Raw genomic sequence first — 14,929 nt, 5'->3', positions numbered from 1 at the left:
GACGTCGTAACTTGTGTTATACTGTTGTGGATAGAGGAGCAAGTTAAAGGAGGTGCCTTGCTTTTCGTGAATGGTCATCCATATGGGTCCAGTGACCCCCACAATGTTATATCTATCGAAATGAATGCTAATTTCTTCTTCGATCGCGCGGTTCGTTCGCTTGATCGTTACCAATATGACAAGGCTCTGAAATATTTTCGCAAAGCTGTTGAATATGAACCCGATAATCCGGTGAATCATTGCAATATGGCGGGTATATTATCAGAGACGGGAGATTATAAAGCTTCCAACGATGTGCTGGCTCATATTCTGGAGCAGGTTGACCCGTTGATGACGGAATGCTATTTCTATATGGCGAACAATTATGCCAATATGGAACAGTTTGAGAAGGCGGAAGAAGCGCTTGTCACTTATCTGGAGGAAGATCCTAACGGTCAATTTCTGGATGAGGCCGAGGAAATGATGGAACTGCTCCATTACGAGCTGAATCGTCCTGCCAAGCTGAACCGGATCAAGAGCCGCGAAGGCGTGGTCGAGCATGAGCATGCCCGGGCACTGCTGGAGGAAGGGAAATTCGCCCAAGCGGTCAAGCTGTTGGAGGAAATCGTCAAGGATAATCCGGATTTTCTGGCTGCGCGCAACAATTTGGCCCTGGCTTACTACTATATGGGGCGTTTCGATACCGCTAAGCGCACCATTGGCGAGGTGCTGGATCAGGAGCCGGGTAATCTGCACGGTTTATGCAATCTGGCTATCTTCTTTCAGCATGAGGGAAATCAGGAGCAGCGCGACCGATTGATGGACATGCTAACGGTAACGGTTCCTTTTCATCTGGAGCATGTGTTTAAGCTTGCGACGACGATGGGCATATTGGGGCAGCACGAAATTGCCTACGGTCATTTTCGCCGATTGCTGAAAGAGGATGAGTTTAGCGGAGATCCAAGCCTGTATCATTATACGGCCGTTGCGGCCTGCAACAGCGGTTATTACGACAAGGCCGAGAAATATTGGCGGCAGGCGCTGAAGCTGGACGGAGATTCGGTGATTCCGGATTTCTATTTGGCCCAGCTGCAAAAGCGTAAAGAAACCGGTACCGATCAGATGAAAGTGAGTTATCACTATCACCTTCCGTTCGAAGAGCAATTCAAACGCTGGGAGCATGACGGCGATAAGCTGACGGAAGAAGCGAAGCAGAATCCGCTGATTCGCTCTTCGTTCTTCTGGGCGCTCCGGCATGGCGATCCCCAGACCAAGCTGCAGGTGATCCGGACGCTGGAATTGATCGCCGATGAAGAGGTGCAGCATGCGCTGCAATCGTTCCTGCAGGAACCGGGAGAGGACGCGGAGCTGAAGGATGCCGCCCGCCTGGTGCTTCAGCAGATGGAAGCCGCAAGCAATCGGTTGAAGGAACGTCGCGACGATCGCGATTTATCCGGGGGCAAGACCCGCGAGGTGCTGCCGGATTGGCTGCCTTCCTGGAAGGCGGTGCTGGAGAAGGCCGAGCAAACCATGGACATGCGGGTTGACGCCTTTTGGAAAAAAGAGATGGAAAATCTCTGGTCCGAATTCCTGAGCCGGCTGTACCCGGATATTCCGAACATTCGGAATGTCGAGGGCTGGGCAGCGGCATTGGAATATCTGACGGCCAAGAAACGCGGACGTACCCTGACTTATGAACAGGTGGCTGTCCGTTACGGGATTTCCCCATCCACCGTGAGCCGTTATGCACGTCAAATGGATAGCGTATGTGAAACGAAAGGACAACCGGATGATAGTTTCCGGCCATTTACGGAAAACATTTAAGTAAGAGCCCATATTCGGATACTTAGGAGACCTTGGTACATGATGGTACATGAAGATTCCGTAAGTCCTGAATAGGATAATGCATGCAACAGAAATCGACACCTTAAAGGAGGCCGTATCTATGTACAAATCAATCGTAATCGGAACAGGACCTGCCGGATTGACGGCAGCCATCTACTTGGCACGCGCAAACTTGAAGCCGCTCGTGATCGAAGGAATGCAACCGGGAGGCCAGCTGACGACAACGACAGAGGTCGAGAACTTCCCTGGATTCCCGCAAGGCATCATGGGTCCCGAGCTGATGGATAATATGCGTCAACAAGCGGAGCGCTTCGGTGCAGAGTTCAAGAGTGCCTGGGTCGAGTCCGTTGATTTCTCCGAGCGTCCGTTCAAGGTGAATGTCGAGGGCATGGGCGAGCTTCTGGCCGAGTCCGTGATTATCTCGACGGGAGCTTCCGCGAAGTATCTCGGAATTCCAGGAGAGCAGGAGAACGTTGGACGGGGCGTTAGTACATGCGCCACTTGCGACGGGTTCTTCTTCCGCGGGAAAAAAATCATTGTCATCGGCGGCGGCGACTCTGCAATGGAGGAGGCCAGCTTCCTGACGCGTTTCGCTTCCAGCGTAACGGTGGTGAACCGCCGCACCGAGCTGCGTGCATCCAAGATCATGCAGGAGCGCGCGCGTGAGAACGAGAAGATCCAATGGGCTTTGGACCGCACGCCGGTTGAGGTGGTAACCAGCGATACCGGAGTTAAAGGGCTGAAGGTCCGCAACAACGAAACGGGCCAGGAAGAACTGATCGAAGCGGAAGGCGTGTTCGTAGCCATCGGGCATACGCCGAACACGGGCTTCCTCGGCAATCAGATCACAACCGATCCGACCGGCTACATCCTGGTTAAACCGGGAACGACCGAAACGAATATCCCGGGCGTATTCGCCTGCGGCGACGTTCAGGATACGCGTTATCGCCAAGCCATCACGGCTGCAGGAACAGGCTGTATGGCCGCTATGGACTGCGAGAAATATCTCGAGGGCCACATGGTCCATGATTGGAGCGAGACGCTGAATAAGTAATTCCAATTCCTTGCCTAAGGGATTATCTGTTGAAAAGAAGAAGCCCCAGAGCTGTACAGCGGACGGGTTTGCGAGAAAACATCTCGTAAAATCCGTACCTGTTTAGCCAGGGGCTTTTTTTGCTGAGCTACAAGTTCAGCGCTTTGTTCGCATTTTTCACGTCATTCTCCAGCAGCTGCTTCAAATTGTATGACGGATACAGGCCGCGCGCATACATGAAGTAGAAGATTTTTCCGTGCAGTTCAATGGCTTTGTTCAACTGCTTCTGAAGTGTTTCTCTTACGCTTGGAGTTGCCGCCTCGGTAATGGCAATGGCGTAGCTGCGGACCGAGGTTTTGGCAAAACCCAGCAGATGACCTGCGTAATACGCCGTCAGATCGGCACCGGAGAGACTGCGGGTTCCCGTGGGCGCTTCCGAATAATAAGGCAGAAGCTCCTTCAGGTTCTGTTCAACCCCTTGGATCGCTTCCATATACAGTCCATGGAGCTCCGGGTCTTTGATATCATGCACTGACATCTTGAACGCCATCAAGTGATTCGCCTGAAAGGCAGTTAATTCATGAATCTCCAGTGTTTCGTGCCAAGCGAGATGTCTCGGATTGTGACTCATGTTCAATAGGTTCTCCTCCAAAAATCAATATGCGATAGCCTATTCACCGAATGGAGGAACGGTGCATAGCACAGCCCGAATCTCACCTTACAAATCTAAGGACATCCGGACCATGTCCCGCAGCCGCATGCCGTTCTCGTAGATTTCTTCATCATAATGACGGACAAAAAAGTCCCGGTCGATGCCTGTCATTCGAAATCCGCATTTCTGGTACAGCGCCAGCTGTGCCACCCCGGTGCTCCCTGTTCCTACTTCAATCGTGGCATATCCGAGCTCCCGGGCCTGCTCAACGGCATGATTCACGAGCTGTTTGCCATAGCCCCGGCCGTGCAGATTCTCGCTTACGGCAACGTTCACCAGCTCGATGGTATCGGGTCTGGTGGGCAGCAGGACGTAGACCCCGATGGGTTGTGAGCTTTCTTCAGCGACATAGCAGTGACCGCGGTTTACGTATTCTTCGACAAGCCTTATCGATGGATCCGCAAGAAGGAGCAGGTCCATAGGGGGCGTTTCTTCATGAGTATTCAGCTTTCTAATGTTCACGAGCGTTCTCCCTTATGATATCGATAGTGGTGTTATAAACAGGTTTATTGTACCACGCCTGCATCGCCAAATTCCTGGAATTGGATGATTTCAACGGGCGGTTGAATTCTTCCGGGATTCAATGACCAGGTTATTGTATGCCCCGCGCAACGTCCCTACAATGTGGTTATATAGGAGCGTGATCCATATGAGAGACATGTTGGCCAAAAATATTAATCGTTACCGTAAAGAACAGAGACTTACCCAAGAAGGATTGGCGCACAAGCTGGGCGTTACCTTCCAGGCGGTATCCAAATGGGAGACCGGGCAGACCATGCCCGATATCGCGCTGCTTCCGGAGCTGTCCCGGCTGCTGGACGTCAGCATCGATAAGCTGTTTGGTTATTCTTCGACGGGCAAGCCGATCAGCATCTATGAAGAAGAGTACAAAACGCCGGAGTACTATTGGGGCACGGAACCGAACGCGGCCTGTTATCAGGTGCTTGAAATGATCCCGCCGACAAAAAGAGTAAGGCTGCTGGATATCGGGTGCGGGGAAGGGAAGGATGCCGTGTTTTTTGCCCGCAACGGGTATGAGGTAACGGCATTCGACATTTCGGATGCGGGGATCGAGAAAACGAAGCGATTGGCCGATCACATCGGGGTACACGTGAACGTATTCAAGGCGGATATATCGGATTACCGTCTGGATTCGGAGTTTGACGTGCTGTATTCCAGCGGCGTGCTGCATTATATCCGACCCGAGTATCGCGAGGAGATTTTTGCCAATTACAAAAAATTCACCTCGGCAGAGGGACTCCACTGCCTGAATGTATTCGTGCAGAAGCCGTTCATTGCGCCTCCTCCCGAGGATGAGCCTTATGCTTATGACTGGAAGTCCGGAGAGCTTATGCTGCATTATCACGATTGGTTGATTCACAGCTGCCCGGAGGTCATTTTTGATTGCAACTCATCGGGTATACCGCACCGGCATGCGATGAGTAAGTTGATTGCTCAGAAGGCGTAACGGGTGGCGATTGAGATCAAAGACATCCTTGCTTTTTTATACAAATATGAGGGGGATAACATAGCGGCCCCTTTCCGGTCATACATAAAGATGTAGGATTCATATCGCAAGGGAGGTCTTACATTGAACAACCATGTCAACACAGCAGGTTATCCGGCGCCGTCTGCAGGTTATGCACCGGGATACTATGCCTACCCTCCACTCCAGCCTATACCGCCGTATTACGCGCGCCGGACCCCGGCAATCCCGCAGCCGATGCACTATGCTACGTTGGTTGAACCGGTATTTATTGACCATCTGCTCCGGCATAAAGGAGCCAAGGTGGTCATCATGACCACTGCGGGGAAAGTAGAGGGGATTTTATCCGGAGTGGTGGTCGACCATGTCCAACTGACGATCGGGGACAACAAAGCACTGCATATTCGGCTGGCCGAGGTGGTGTACTTCGAGGGAGTTCCATTCTGATAAACAGGGATCCAAATAGTTTAAACGGAAAAATACCGGCTGATAGGGAAGGATTAGACCGGTGAATCGCCAATTCATACAATACAGATCCGAAGGCGTTCCCATGGGGACGTCTTTTTATTCGATTGTAATTGAGGCCGAACGATTGGATGGGTCGGTATGGAGGTACGATGGAAATTTTCTGGATCATCACGGACAGTCCGATTTTGATGCGGAAAGACCGCCGTTCTGAACGCGCTGACGGTAATAATCTAGGCAGAAAGGGAGATGTACATGAATTCGTATCATATTCGAGTCGCAGGCCGGGAGGACGCATCCTTTTTACGGGAGATGCTGTACGAGTCCCTGTATGTGCCCGAGGGAGGGGAGCCTTTTAGCCGGGACATTCTCGAAGAGCCGTTTATGAAAAAATACGTGGAGGACTGGGGGCGCGCGGGTGATCTGGGCTACATTGCCGTGAATGCAGCGGGCAAACCGGCAGGCTCGATTACCATCCGGTATTTTGATGAAGGGAACAAAGGGTTCGGTTACGTGAGCGACGACATTCCGGAGCTGGGCATGGCGCTGATTCCCGAATCCCGCGGGCAAGGGCTAGGAACCGCCCTGATGAAGGAATTGTTCAGAGGAATGAAGGAGCGGGGGATTCGAAAGGTATCGTTAAGCGTCGCTCCGGAGAATGCCGCAGCTATGAAATTGTATGAGCGCTTCGGATTTCAGGAGGCGGGCATGTGCGGAACCTCTATCACGATGGTTGCGGATGTAATCTGAAACGAACAATGAGATGATCCAATGAGAAGGATGGAGGAATAACGATGCTGGTATATGAGGCAGGGCCGATTACGGTTCGCGAGCTGGAGGAGAAAGATGAATGTTCCTTAGCTTCTTGGCTGTCCAATCCGGATGTGCTGCAGTATTACGAGGGACGGGACAATCCTCACGACGTGGAGCGGGTGCGGGAGCATTTCTATGTGGATGATGATGAGACTCGCTGCATTATCGAATATGAGGGGAAGCCGATCGGGTATATCCAGTTCTATCTTCTCGATGAAGATACGTTAGGCGAGTATGGGTATGACGGGAACGATGCGGTCGGCAGAACATTCGCCACGGATCAATTCATCGGGGAGCCGGATTATTGGAATCGAGGCATCGGTACGAAGCTCGTGACTTCCATGGTGGATTACCTCGTGTTTCAGAGGCAGGCCGACCGGATCGTGATGGACCCGCAGGCTTGGAATGAACGGGCCATCGCTTGTTACGAGAAGTGCGGCTTTCGGAAGGTCAGGCTGCTGGAGAAGCATGAACGGCATGAAGGAGAGCTGCGGGACTGCTGGATTATGGAGTATCGGGCGGAGCGCGGCAGATCCGGTCCGAGTCGATGATTCCATGGTACCATCCGGACAACGACGTCACGGCAAGCCGGCTGATCGGCATGAAGGGCATCTGGAAGCGGGATTCCTATTATGATCGGGATTTTGCCAAGGATGGGAGATTAGCGATTTACTCGAAATCCTCCATTATTTGAAAAGTTGAAAAACCATTTCATTCTTTTGCTCGTTATCATGTATATAAGCCTAATCGAGATAGCTGGTCGTTCCGCGTGAGGAGGGGTGTCCCGTGAATCGAAATAAAACCATGACCTTGATAGGTAAGGGTGAGTCTTGGAAAGCGACTTATGTCGTTTCCCATCAGGATAAGGTCAATGCGAAGCTTACCGTGTTTCAGGATGCGCTTGGCGGAAAGCTGAAGCTTCAGTACTCGGGGAAGGAGCTTCTGGAACATGGGCAGATTAACTATCGGCTGGAGGACATGACGGGCCGCTTCCAGGAGGGCGGAATCGTCGTGGGGACCGACCATGCTGCCATGAAGGAGACCAAGGGTGCGCTGGATTTGGCGCGTCTGCTCGATATGATGAACCCGAACAAGGATCTAACGATCCAGATAGAGTGGAATGGGCACCGTGAAGAATTCAAGCTGGGACTTCCGCGAAAGATTAGCTTTGGAAAAGCCGTCCGCAAACGGAAGGAATAACGGGACTTCATGGAAGCAGGACTGGGGCCGACTCCCGTCGACATAAACGCGTAAGGCGGGAATAACGACCCATCTTATTCCGATGACATTGAATCCATGCGTCTTGTATATGGTGACCCTGCCCACACTGATGGTGTGGGTTATTCGGTTTGCGAAGCGCGAGGGTGACAGGCATGTCGGCCTTGATGCGGATATGTTTTTTTTAAACGCATTTTAAACGAAGGGATCCCCGTCATTTAAACTTGGTCCTGTACTTTATAAGTAGAACATCACGGAGGGAGTGAACGAGAGCATGCTGGAAGCCTATCTATTTCCGATATCCTATGCATTTTTAACCTTTCCCATAGCGGCTTTGCTGTGCGCAGTTCCCTTTCTGATCGTGCAGTATCGCAAATATGGTTATTTTAATAAATTCCGGGGATTTCTGCTGTATTTATTCCTGCTGTACATGATGAACGCAGTGTATCTTGTGCTCCTTCCTTTGCCCGCCTCGCGGCATAATGCTCCGATGGATGTCGCCTCGGTTATGCAGTGGATGCCGCTGAATTTTATACAGGACATCTTAAAGGAGACCAAGGTGGTATGGGGCGTGCCGTCGACTTACACGCATTTGTTGAAGGAAAGAGCCTTCTTGCAGGTCGTGTTTAACGTCATACTCGTGGTACCGTTCGGCATGTTCCTCCGTTATTATGCGAGAGCGTCCTGGGTTGCGTGTCTGGCGGCCTCGTTCGGCTTGTCGTTGTTCTTCGAGATAACCCAGGTGACCGGCATTTACGGCTTCTATGATCACCCGTACCGATTGTTTGACGTGGACGATCTGCTGATGAATACCCTGGGCGGAATGATGGGCCTCGTGCTGGCGGATTGGATGAAAAATCACCTGCCCCGCCTGGATCGTCTGGATGAGAAGGTGGATCTGTCGCAGAAGCGGGTCAGTTATACGCGCCGGGCCATTGCTTTTGGTATTGATGCAGCGGTCATACTGCCGATCATTGGCGTGCTGACCGTAATAAACGTGAGGGGTGCATACTTCTTTGCCGTGATTTTATATTATATCGTGCTGCCTTATATGATGCAGGGGCAGACGCTGGGGAAATGGGTCGTCCGGGTCCAGATCCGCGGAGCGGGCGAACATCTGAAGCTGAAGGAAGTGATTGTCCGCAACGGCCTGCTGTATGTGGTATGGGGCGGGTTCCATGCCTTGTTCATTACGGTGAATGTCACCGGCTCTCATGTCCTGCTTGCGATGTACGCGCTGGGGATATTGCTGCTGGACGGCGCTGTGTTCCTTCACGTGCTGTTATGTCTCATCCATCGCGACCGGAAGCTGCTGCATGAAGCCAAGAGTGGAACAAGGCTCGTTATCGTAGAGAATATACCCGTGCATAAGGCGGACTAAAGCAGGTTACCACGGGTCTTCTTATTTGTTATAATGTGGAAAATGGATTCGTCGAGGAGGAGATACAACTGAAAGGCAAAATCCTCTCCATTTCTGCCATTATCCTGGGTTTGTTCTTCATTTCCAATCAGCATCTGGGCTATTCATTCGGGGATGATCTGTTCCGCTGGGCAGGGATCCCGCCATGGACTAAGCAAGGCAACTATGGTCTTCATCTGCCCGTTATCGCAGGTCTTATCTTATTGACGATCGGCATTCTGCGGGTAACGAGCATTTATCGCCCGCTTTATCCGAAGATCATGAGCCGGGTGATGATCGGTTGTGTTGCATGGATCGTCGTTTTTCCCTTCGTATCGGAGTCCGTCATGTTTGTGGCCAATTTCAATTCGAGCGGCATATCCACCGTCGCCTATTCCAAAAAAGACAGCAACTGCGAATATCGTACAGAGAACGAGGTTATTCTGGCACGCTGCCAGATTCAAATTTACAGTTACGGCACCGAGCGGCAGGTTACGGTACGCCCGCTAAGCGTGGATGTTGGCGGAAGGGTGATTGATTTCGAGTCAAAGGTGGTTGCTGTTCGGCCGCGAGGGAAGGTCCAGGTCCATGAATCCTTTGAGGGTTTCTTGGACCGGCCGGACCCTTCCTACAGTATGTCGGGAGGGACGAACAAGCCGAACATCGAGCTGATCGTCGATGGCAGGAGCAAGCAGGTGAAATAGCCTCCCGTTACGAACGAAAGGTACATGACGCTGATATCCGAGGTGGACCATGCCGAATTTACATCGCACGGAAAGGTATTTGAAAATACCGCTGATTACGCTTCTGCTGTTGGTTATGTGTTCATCGCCCGTTGCGCTTGCCTCATATGCATATTCGTTTGTCGTGAATGACGGGAAGATCTATATCATGTCGGAAAATCCCGTTGAAGCGTCTGCGCTTGGAGACGTGGTGGGAAAGGTCACCTACCATACGGATCGTGAAGGGACTTACGGCGGTAACTTTTCCAATGTGTACCCGAAGGGAACGAAATACTATGCGGTCCAGGGAATCGCCCCCGAAACCGCCATAGCGGTTGAGACGCAGGCCGGCTATCTCATGGCTCATTATGAGGGCGTGTACGGGGGTGCCCGTGTTTCGTGGATGTTCAAGGATTGGATTGCCGCAGGGCTGATCCTGTCGATCGTTGGGTGCGTGGCGGTCGTCGTATTAAAGAAGCGGAAGGATGGCTCATATAGGCGCTAGCAAAGCAAAAAGAGCCAGACCGAGAGTTATGCTTCAAGCGCAAACAAGCCGGTATTCTTTGAGCATGCTCATGGTATACCGGCTTGTTATCGGTTTCTACCAATATGCAGACAGTGGGTTCGCCTATAGAGGATTTATTTTTGCTACAATAGAAAATAGAAAGAAACGTTACGATAAGGAGATTGCTCATGAAACCGATTCGAAACTCGGCCAAAGCGATGATTGTCCGAGATGACCAAATTCTTTTAACGAAGAATGTAGACCAATGGGGGGACTTCTATCTGTTCCCAGGCGGCGGGCAAGAGAAGGGCGAAACCTTGGTGCAAGCCGTGGTTAGAGAGTGCCTGGAGGAAATCGGGCGCAGGGTGGTAGTTGAAGATCTGCTGCATGTCCGTGAATACATAGGGTCCAACCACGAGTTCGCGGAATGGGATTCCGACGTGCACCAAGTGGAGTTTTATTTTGAGTGCCGTTTGGCGGATGAGGGGGATCTGTTTCAAGGACATAACCCGGATGAATATCAGGTGGGCGTAGAATGGATCGATTTGTCTTCATTGGATGGGATTCGAATCTACCCCCGCTCGCTGGTCAAGCCGCTCATGGATAAAGCGGGACGCTCAGCGGTTTGTTATGTAGGAGATACGAACTGATTGATGTCTGCCGGTTGGAAGGTCTCGAGGTTTGTTGTCAAAATCAATGGGATGATGGGGGATGCCGACTTATGGATCAATGGGAATACAAAACGCTGAAATACAAAACCGGAGGATTCCTTGGGGGTAAAGTGAACGAGGAGGAATTCGAGGATTTACTTAACAGCTACGGGATTGACGGCTGGGAATTGATCTCGTGCTTCGATACGAGCGTACATCAAGGCCAGTCCAGAGATATCATTGCCGTGATGAAACGAAAAGCGTATCTGGGGTAAGGACGAATCGAGGGGAGATGATCGGATGATCATTCGCGAGACGGAAGATGCTTTTGTGATGACGACCCAGGACGACCATGGCCGCTTCTCGGGCGATGTGGCCCGGGGCTTTCGGAGAGAGCTGTTTATGGATGAGACGGTAAGGGAAGAAGTGCTGCTGGCTATAACCGAGCATGACCGCGCCTGGCTTCGAATGGATGATACGCCGATCTGGAATGATGCAAGCCAGACTCCGTTCACTTTTATCGATTATCCGGTCATGCCGAAGATGCTAATGTATACCAAGGGCGTTGACGAGATCGAAGCGATGAGTCCTTATGCAGGGTATCTTTGCAGCCTTCATTTCGCTTCATTTATGAAAAACGCCACCGAAGCGCCGCTGGTGGAATTCTATCATGATGAGCTGGATCGGCAAAAACGGCTGCTTGATCATTATTCGTTTCCGGGTGAAGCCGTGATTCACAGGCAGTTTGGGCTGCTGCAGCTGTGCGATGACATCTCGCTCTATGTGAACATGAATGCCCCGGGTGTTTCCAAGGATCAGGAGCATCCATGGTTCAAAGAGGGGTTCGATATGACGATCGATGGGGAAAGAGTCGTGGCTGCCTGGGCCAGCGAACATGAGATCAGATTGAGTCCATTTCTGTTCGAAGGAGCATGGTCGGCTACGGTGAAATGGAAATACGTGCTGAAGGCGGAGATTGATGCTCAGGGAGTGGCGAAGGCTTTTGATGGTGCGCCGTGGACCGAGCAGACGATAACATTTATACGGTGAGCCTGAATAAGCAATCATACTTCGCAGCCCAAAATATGATATGATCACGACAGCGGCACGTAGACTGGACAGACTTGATTCTGTAGGAATGTAGAGGATGAACAATGAAGAAAAAGGAATTTTTGATCGTGGCACTGCTTAATTTTTTGGCCGCGATAGCGTTCTTGGTGGTTGTTTTCATAACGGATCGAAGCTCATGGCAATGGGGATTCGGAATCGTTTCCTTGTTGTTTGCGATTGGTGGAGTAGGAAACTTGGTATTGCATGCCAAGAACAAATAACCCCTTCGCAGGGTGGTCCCGATTAGATTTCAGGAAAGAAGCATACATCAGGGAGCCGCAGGCTTCCTGGTTTTGTGCCGGTTCCAGGTTTTGATTTTTTCCGCAGAAGGGGATTCCGATAACATGGATCATGAACCATTCATGCCTTTACTTGTGACCGTATTTATGTGATAATATTCACAAATATAATCCGGCATCCATGATTGCTTTATGGCGGTTGGCCGGGCTTCTATTCATCACAGCATGTTAACCGATAGAAATATCTTGATGTCGATGTTGTTTTAACAAGTAAAGGAGCGTTATTCATGAGGAATCATGGGATTTGTGTCAGCTGCGGCGGTAAGGTATATGATGCCTCCAATCGTTGCGTTCAATGCGGAATACCGCAGCCGTCCGGTCCATCCAAACAAGCCTTTATGCTGCAGGTCGCCGCAATGATCGGGGTCGGTTTACTTATTTTTGCGGTCCCGGTGATTCTGCTGACGATGTGGGCGAAATATTAGTCCAATATGTAAATTGTATAAGTCAGCCCTTCTAGCAAGTCGTGATCGGGATTCATAAATGATGAATTCGGCACGGTTGGCGGGAGGGTTTTTTTCATGCTTGCAGAGAATAGTTTATAGGGGATTCTTCAATATTGGTTCCAAATGCCGATATATTGGGTAGCTTTGCAGCTCTATGTTGGCAGAATCCTAAACTTTATATAGAGAAGTAGGACAGTCATGAACAAAAAACGGCGCGTGATGTTTGCGGGGTTGGCATTGGTTATACTCTTGCCCATATGGTTTATCGTTCGGTTTATCGCGACCCCGAATGTAAGTCCTGAAGCTTTCCAAGGAAGACTTGATTTAACAGCGTGGGACTTTTCGAAGGAAGGCGGAGTCCCGCTCAACGGGGAGTGGGAGTTCTATCGGGGACAGCTGTTAACCCCGGAGAGCTTTGGACCCGGAACACCGAATGAGAAGAAGCCGTCTCCCACAAGCGTCGTATCGATACCCGGCAAGTGGAACCGTTATGTTACGGAGAACGGCGAGTCCGGGCCTGAGGGTGTCGGAACGTTTAGGCTGGTTGTTCGATTAAAGGCAAAGGAAGGCATCTATGGCCTTCATACCGGCAACATACGGACGGCTAACCGGATCTTTATGAGCGGTCAGGAAATCGGGGCCAGTGGCTCCCCCGGAATGTCCGGAGAGGGGAGCACCCCCAATAATATTCCATACGTCGGTTATGCCCAGGTTAACGGGAACGAAGTTGAAATCATCGTGCAGGTAACCAACTATATTTATTCCTCAGGGGGCATCTTCTCTCCGCTGATATTTGGCGACATGAAATCGGTGATGAAGAGCCGTGAAACCGCCGTGTTTGTCGATCTGATGACCCTCGCGGGCTTCCTGATTCCTGCTATGTATTTCTTGCTGCTGTATCGAATGCAGCGGAACGAGAAATCGCTCCTGTATCTGGGGCTCTTCTGTCTGTCCTCGATGATCTACGTGGCTACGCACGGCCAGAAGCTGTTGTCTTCGGTATGGCCCGATCTTTCATATGAATGGTTCATCCGGATTCAGCTGGTTTTTTCCGCCTTCGTTTATTACTTTTTGCTGCGTTATATAGCGGAAGCCGTTCAGGGCCTTATTCACCGATGGGCCCTGCGTTTAAGCAATGCGGCAACGATGATAGCCGTTGGAATTGGGCTTGCATTGCCGACGGTTGTCTTCTCGAAAATGGAGCCGGTCATTTATATGTTCTCGGTATTTATCATTGGTTATATCACGTTCGTGATGGGAAGGGGAATTTGGCGAAGGTCTGCGGATACGGAATTTATGGTGATCGGCATTCTGAGCATTATGGTGGTGATTGCCGTCCATGTGCTCAGCTTAATGGGAGTTTACAACAGCCTGGCCATCGTTCCGCTTGAGATGCTGCTGTTTGTGGTAACGCAGGCGATGCTGCTTGCTCAGCGCTTCTCCAGGGCGTTTACCGACGTAGACCAGCTTTCCCGAAGATTACTGACCTTGGATGGTTTGAAGGACGAATTTATGGCGAATACATCGCATGAACTTCGAACCCCTCTGCATGGCATCGTGAATATTGCCCAGTCCCTGATGGACGGAAGTTCAGGCTCCGTAAGCGATCGACAGTCCAGGGAGCTGTCCATGATTGTGTCCACCGGCAAGCGGTTATCCACGCTCGTGAATGATATTCTCGATTTTAGCAAACTGAAAAATGGGGAGATTGTGCTTAAGCGGCAGCCGGTCGACCTGAAAGCCGTTACCCAATCCGTGCTCGAAGTGGTGACGCACCTTGCCGCGGGCAAACCGCTCTCCCTGAAGCAGGAATGGCCGGACAATCTGCCATGGCTGGATACCGATGAGGATCGATTGCGGCAAATTCTGTATAACCTGCTTGGGAATGCGGTGAAATTCACGGAGACGGGAACGGTACAGGTAACCGCTCATGCGCTGAACGGTCATGTGCGGGTATCGGTGACGGATACGGGGATCGGCATCTCACCGGAGCGGCTGATCGATGTGTTCAAATCCTACGATCAGATAGGATATGCATCCGATCGGGAATATAGCGGCACGGGCATCGGACTGAGCATTACGAAAAAACTGGTAGAGCTGGGCGGAGGTGAAATTTGGGCCGAGTCTATGCCTGGTGCGGGTTCAGCCTTTCATTTTACGCTGCCGTCTACGCAAATCCCCCCGCAGGCAACATTGGCCGGCTTCGGAGGAACGGGGGAAGTCCTGGTCGCCGCGGCAAAGGAACGC

The 14,929-nt window shown here is 51.2% G+C and carries 19 protein-coding genes; 17 read left to right on the top strand and 2 right to left on the bottom strand.

The window, feature by feature from the left end:
* Window positions 1-66 precede the first annotated feature (66 nt).
* Together HMPREF9412_RS29955 and trxB are read left to right on the top strand one after the other, a co-directional pair.
* On the top strand, window positions 67-1,803 hold the full coding sequence (locus tag HMPREF9412_RS29955) for a tetratricopeptide repeat protein (RefSeq protein WP_441295389.1): 1,737 nt from the start codon (window positions 67-69) through the stop codon (window positions 1,801-1,803).
* A gap of 121 nt (window positions 1,804-1,924) precedes the next feature.
* Window positions 1,925-2,878, top strand: a complete 954-nt coding sequence (trxB, locus tag HMPREF9412_RS29950; protein ID WP_009595659.1) for a thioredoxin-disulfide reductase — start codon at window positions 1,925-1,927, stop codon at window positions 2,876-2,878.
* A gap of 127 nt (window positions 2,879-3,005) precedes the next feature.
* On the opposite strand, the gene HMPREF9412_RS29945 is transcribed toward trxB, so the two are convergent.
* Together HMPREF9412_RS29945 and HMPREF9412_RS29940 are read right to left on the bottom strand one after the other, a co-directional pair.
* Window positions 3,006-3,488, bottom strand: a complete 483-nt coding sequence (locus HMPREF9412_RS29945) for a spore coat protein (RefSeq protein WP_036674125.1) — start codon at window positions 3,486-3,488, stop codon at window positions 3,006-3,008.
* An 87-nt stretch (window positions 3,489-3,575) separates the two neighbouring features.
* The gene (locus tag HMPREF9412_RS29940; RefSeq protein WP_036674122.1) at window positions 3,576-4,031 is read right to left on the bottom strand and encodes a GNAT family N-acetyltransferase; all 456 of its coding nucleotides are present in this window, start codon (window positions 4,029-4,031) and stop codon (window positions 3,576-3,578) included.
* A 187-nt stretch (window positions 4,032-4,218) separates the two neighbouring features.
* Between HMPREF9412_RS29940 and HMPREF9412_RS29935 the strand changes: the two genes are divergently transcribed.
* From HMPREF9412_RS29935 to HMPREF9412_RS29875, 15 genes are all read left to right on the top strand, one after another.
* Window positions 4,219-5,037, top strand: coding sequence for a methyltransferase domain-containing protein (locus HMPREF9412_RS29935; RefSeq protein ID WP_009595666.1), 819 nt, complete (start codon window positions 4,219-4,221; stop codon window positions 5,035-5,037).
* A 123-nt stretch (window positions 5,038-5,160) separates the two neighbouring features.
* The gene (locus HMPREF9412_RS29930; protein ID WP_009595668.1) at window positions 5,161-5,502 is read left to right on the top strand and encodes a DUF2642 domain-containing protein; all 342 of its coding nucleotides are present in this window, start codon (window positions 5,161-5,163) and stop codon (window positions 5,500-5,502) included.
* Window positions 5,503-5,775: 273 nt separating this feature from the next.
* Window positions 5,776-6,270, top strand: coding sequence for a GNAT family N-acetyltransferase (locus tag HMPREF9412_RS29925; protein ID WP_009595660.1), 495 nt, complete (start codon window positions 5,776-5,778; stop codon window positions 6,268-6,270).
* A 44-nt stretch (window positions 6,271-6,314) separates the two neighbouring features.
* Complete coding sequence (locus HMPREF9412_RS29920; protein ID WP_009595678.1) at window positions 6,315-6,884, top strand: GNAT family N-acetyltransferase; 570 nt, start codon at window positions 6,315-6,317, stop codon at window positions 6,882-6,884.
* The gene (locus HMPREF9412_RS33050; RefSeq protein WP_175320826.1) at window positions 6,881-7,027 is read left to right on the top strand and encodes a hypothetical protein; all 147 of its coding nucleotides are present in this window, start codon (window positions 6,881-6,883) and stop codon (window positions 7,025-7,027) included. Before HMPREF9412_RS29920 ends, HMPREF9412_RS33050 begins: the two co-directional genes overlap by 4 nt.
* Window positions 7,028-7,119: 92 nt before the next feature.
* Window positions 7,120-7,533 carry a hypothetical protein gene (locus HMPREF9412_RS29915; protein ID WP_009595658.1) on the top strand — a complete coding sequence of 138 codons (414 nt, stop codon included), beginning with the start codon at window positions 7,120-7,122 and terminating at the stop codon, window positions 7,531-7,533.
* Window positions 7,534-7,825: 292 nt separating this feature from the next.
* Entirely contained in the window at window positions 7,826-8,932 is a 1,107-nt protein-coding gene (locus HMPREF9412_RS29910; RefSeq protein ID WP_036674119.1) for a VanZ family protein, read from the top strand.
* 35 nt (window positions 8,933-8,967) lie between these two features.
* The gene (locus HMPREF9412_RS29905) at window positions 8,968-9,654 is read left to right on the top strand and encodes a hypothetical protein (RefSeq protein WP_009595652.1); all 687 of its coding nucleotides are present in this window, start codon (window positions 8,968-8,970) and stop codon (window positions 9,652-9,654) included.
* A gap of 49 nt (window positions 9,655-9,703) precedes the next feature.
* On the top strand, window positions 9,704-10,177 hold the full coding sequence (locus HMPREF9412_RS29900; protein ID WP_009595643.1) for a hypothetical protein: 474 nt from the start codon (window positions 9,704-9,706) through the stop codon (window positions 10,175-10,177).
* Between the two features lie 188 nt (window positions 10,178-10,365).
* On the top strand, window positions 10,366-10,827 hold the full coding sequence (locus HMPREF9412_RS29895) for an NUDIX domain-containing protein (protein ID WP_009595655.1): 462 nt from the start codon (window positions 10,366-10,368) through the stop codon (window positions 10,825-10,827).
* Window positions 10,828-10,898: 71 nt separating this feature from the next.
* Entirely contained in the window at window positions 10,899-11,102 is a 204-nt protein-coding gene (locus HMPREF9412_RS29890) for a DUF4177 domain-containing protein (RefSeq protein ID WP_009595662.1), read from the top strand.
* A gap of 25 nt (window positions 11,103-11,127) precedes the next feature.
* Window positions 11,128-11,877 (top strand): DUF3891 family protein, encoded by a 750-nt coding sequence (locus tag HMPREF9412_RS29885; protein ID WP_009595676.1) that lies wholly within the window; start codon window positions 11,128-11,130, stop codon window positions 11,875-11,877.
* Between the two features lie 104 nt (window positions 11,878-11,981).
* Window positions 11,982-12,158, top strand: coding sequence for a hypothetical protein (locus HMPREF9412_RS32690; RefSeq protein WP_009595674.1), 177 nt, complete (start codon window positions 11,982-11,984; stop codon window positions 12,156-12,158).
* A gap of 305 nt (window positions 12,159-12,463) precedes the next feature.
* Window positions 12,464-12,661, top strand: a complete 198-nt coding sequence (locus tag HMPREF9412_RS29880; RefSeq protein ID WP_009595670.1) for a hypothetical protein — start codon at window positions 12,464-12,466, stop codon at window positions 12,659-12,661.
* 219 nt (window positions 12,662-12,880) lie between these two features.
* A partial coding sequence (locus tag HMPREF9412_RS29875) for a sensor histidine kinase (RefSeq protein ID WP_009595667.1) occupies window positions 12,881-14,929 on the top strand: 2,049 nt, incomplete at its 3' end.

It is taken from the genome of Paenibacillus sp. HGF5, assembly GCF_000204455.1.
Taxonomy (GTDB): Bacteria; Bacillota; Bacilli; order Paenibacillales; family Paenibacillaceae; genus Paenibacillus_AQ; species Paenibacillus_AQ lautus_A.
This window is presented reverse-complemented; position numbering and strand designations above follow the sequence as displayed.

Bases quoted from the DNA above. Each gene is read 5' to 3' on its own strand.
- trxB (WP_009595659.1), top strand. From the start codon at position 1,925: ATGTACAAATCAATCGTAATCGGAACAGGACCTGCCGGATTGACGGCA.
- HMPREF9412_RS29945 (WP_036674125.1), bottom strand. From the start codon at position 3,488: ATGAGTCACAATCCGAGACATCTCGCTTGGCACGAAACACTGGAGATT.
- HMPREF9412_RS29935 (WP_009595666.1), top strand. From the start codon at position 4,219: ATGAGAGACATGTTGGCCAAAAATATTAATCGTTACCGTAAAGAACAG.
- HMPREF9412_RS29925 (WP_009595660.1), top strand. From the start codon at position 5,776: ATGAATTCGTATCATATTCGAGTCGCAGGCCGGGAGGACGCATCCTTT.
- HMPREF9412_RS29920 (WP_009595678.1), top strand. From the start codon at position 6,315: ATGCTGGTATATGAGGCAGGGCCGATTACGGTTCGCGAGCTGGAGGAG.
- HMPREF9412_RS33050 (WP_175320826.1), top strand. From the start codon at position 6,881: ATGATTCCATGGTACCATCCGGACAACGACGTCACGGCAAGCCGGCTG.
- HMPREF9412_RS29910 (WP_036674119.1), top strand. From the start codon at position 7,826: ATGCTGGAAGCCTATCTATTTCCGATATCCTATGCATTTTTAACCTTT.
- HMPREF9412_RS29900 (WP_009595643.1), top strand. From the start codon at position 9,704: ATGCCGAATTTACATCGCACGGAAAGGTATTTGAAAATACCGCTGATT.
- HMPREF9412_RS29895 (WP_009595655.1), top strand. From the start codon at position 10,366: ATGAAACCGATTCGAAACTCGGCCAAAGCGATGATTGTCCGAGATGAC.
- HMPREF9412_RS29890 (WP_009595662.1), top strand. From the start codon at position 10,899: ATGGATCAATGGGAATACAAAACGCTGAAATACAAAACCGGAGGATTC.
- HMPREF9412_RS29885 (WP_009595676.1), top strand. From the start codon at position 11,128: ATGATCATTCGCGAGACGGAAGATGCTTTTGTGATGACGACCCAGGAC.
- HMPREF9412_RS32690 (WP_009595674.1), top strand. From the start codon at position 11,982: ATGAAGAAAAAGGAATTTTTGATCGTGGCACTGCTTAATTTTTTGGCC.
- HMPREF9412_RS29880 (WP_009595670.1), top strand. From the start codon at position 12,464: ATGAGGAATCATGGGATTTGTGTCAGCTGCGGCGGTAAGGTATATGAT.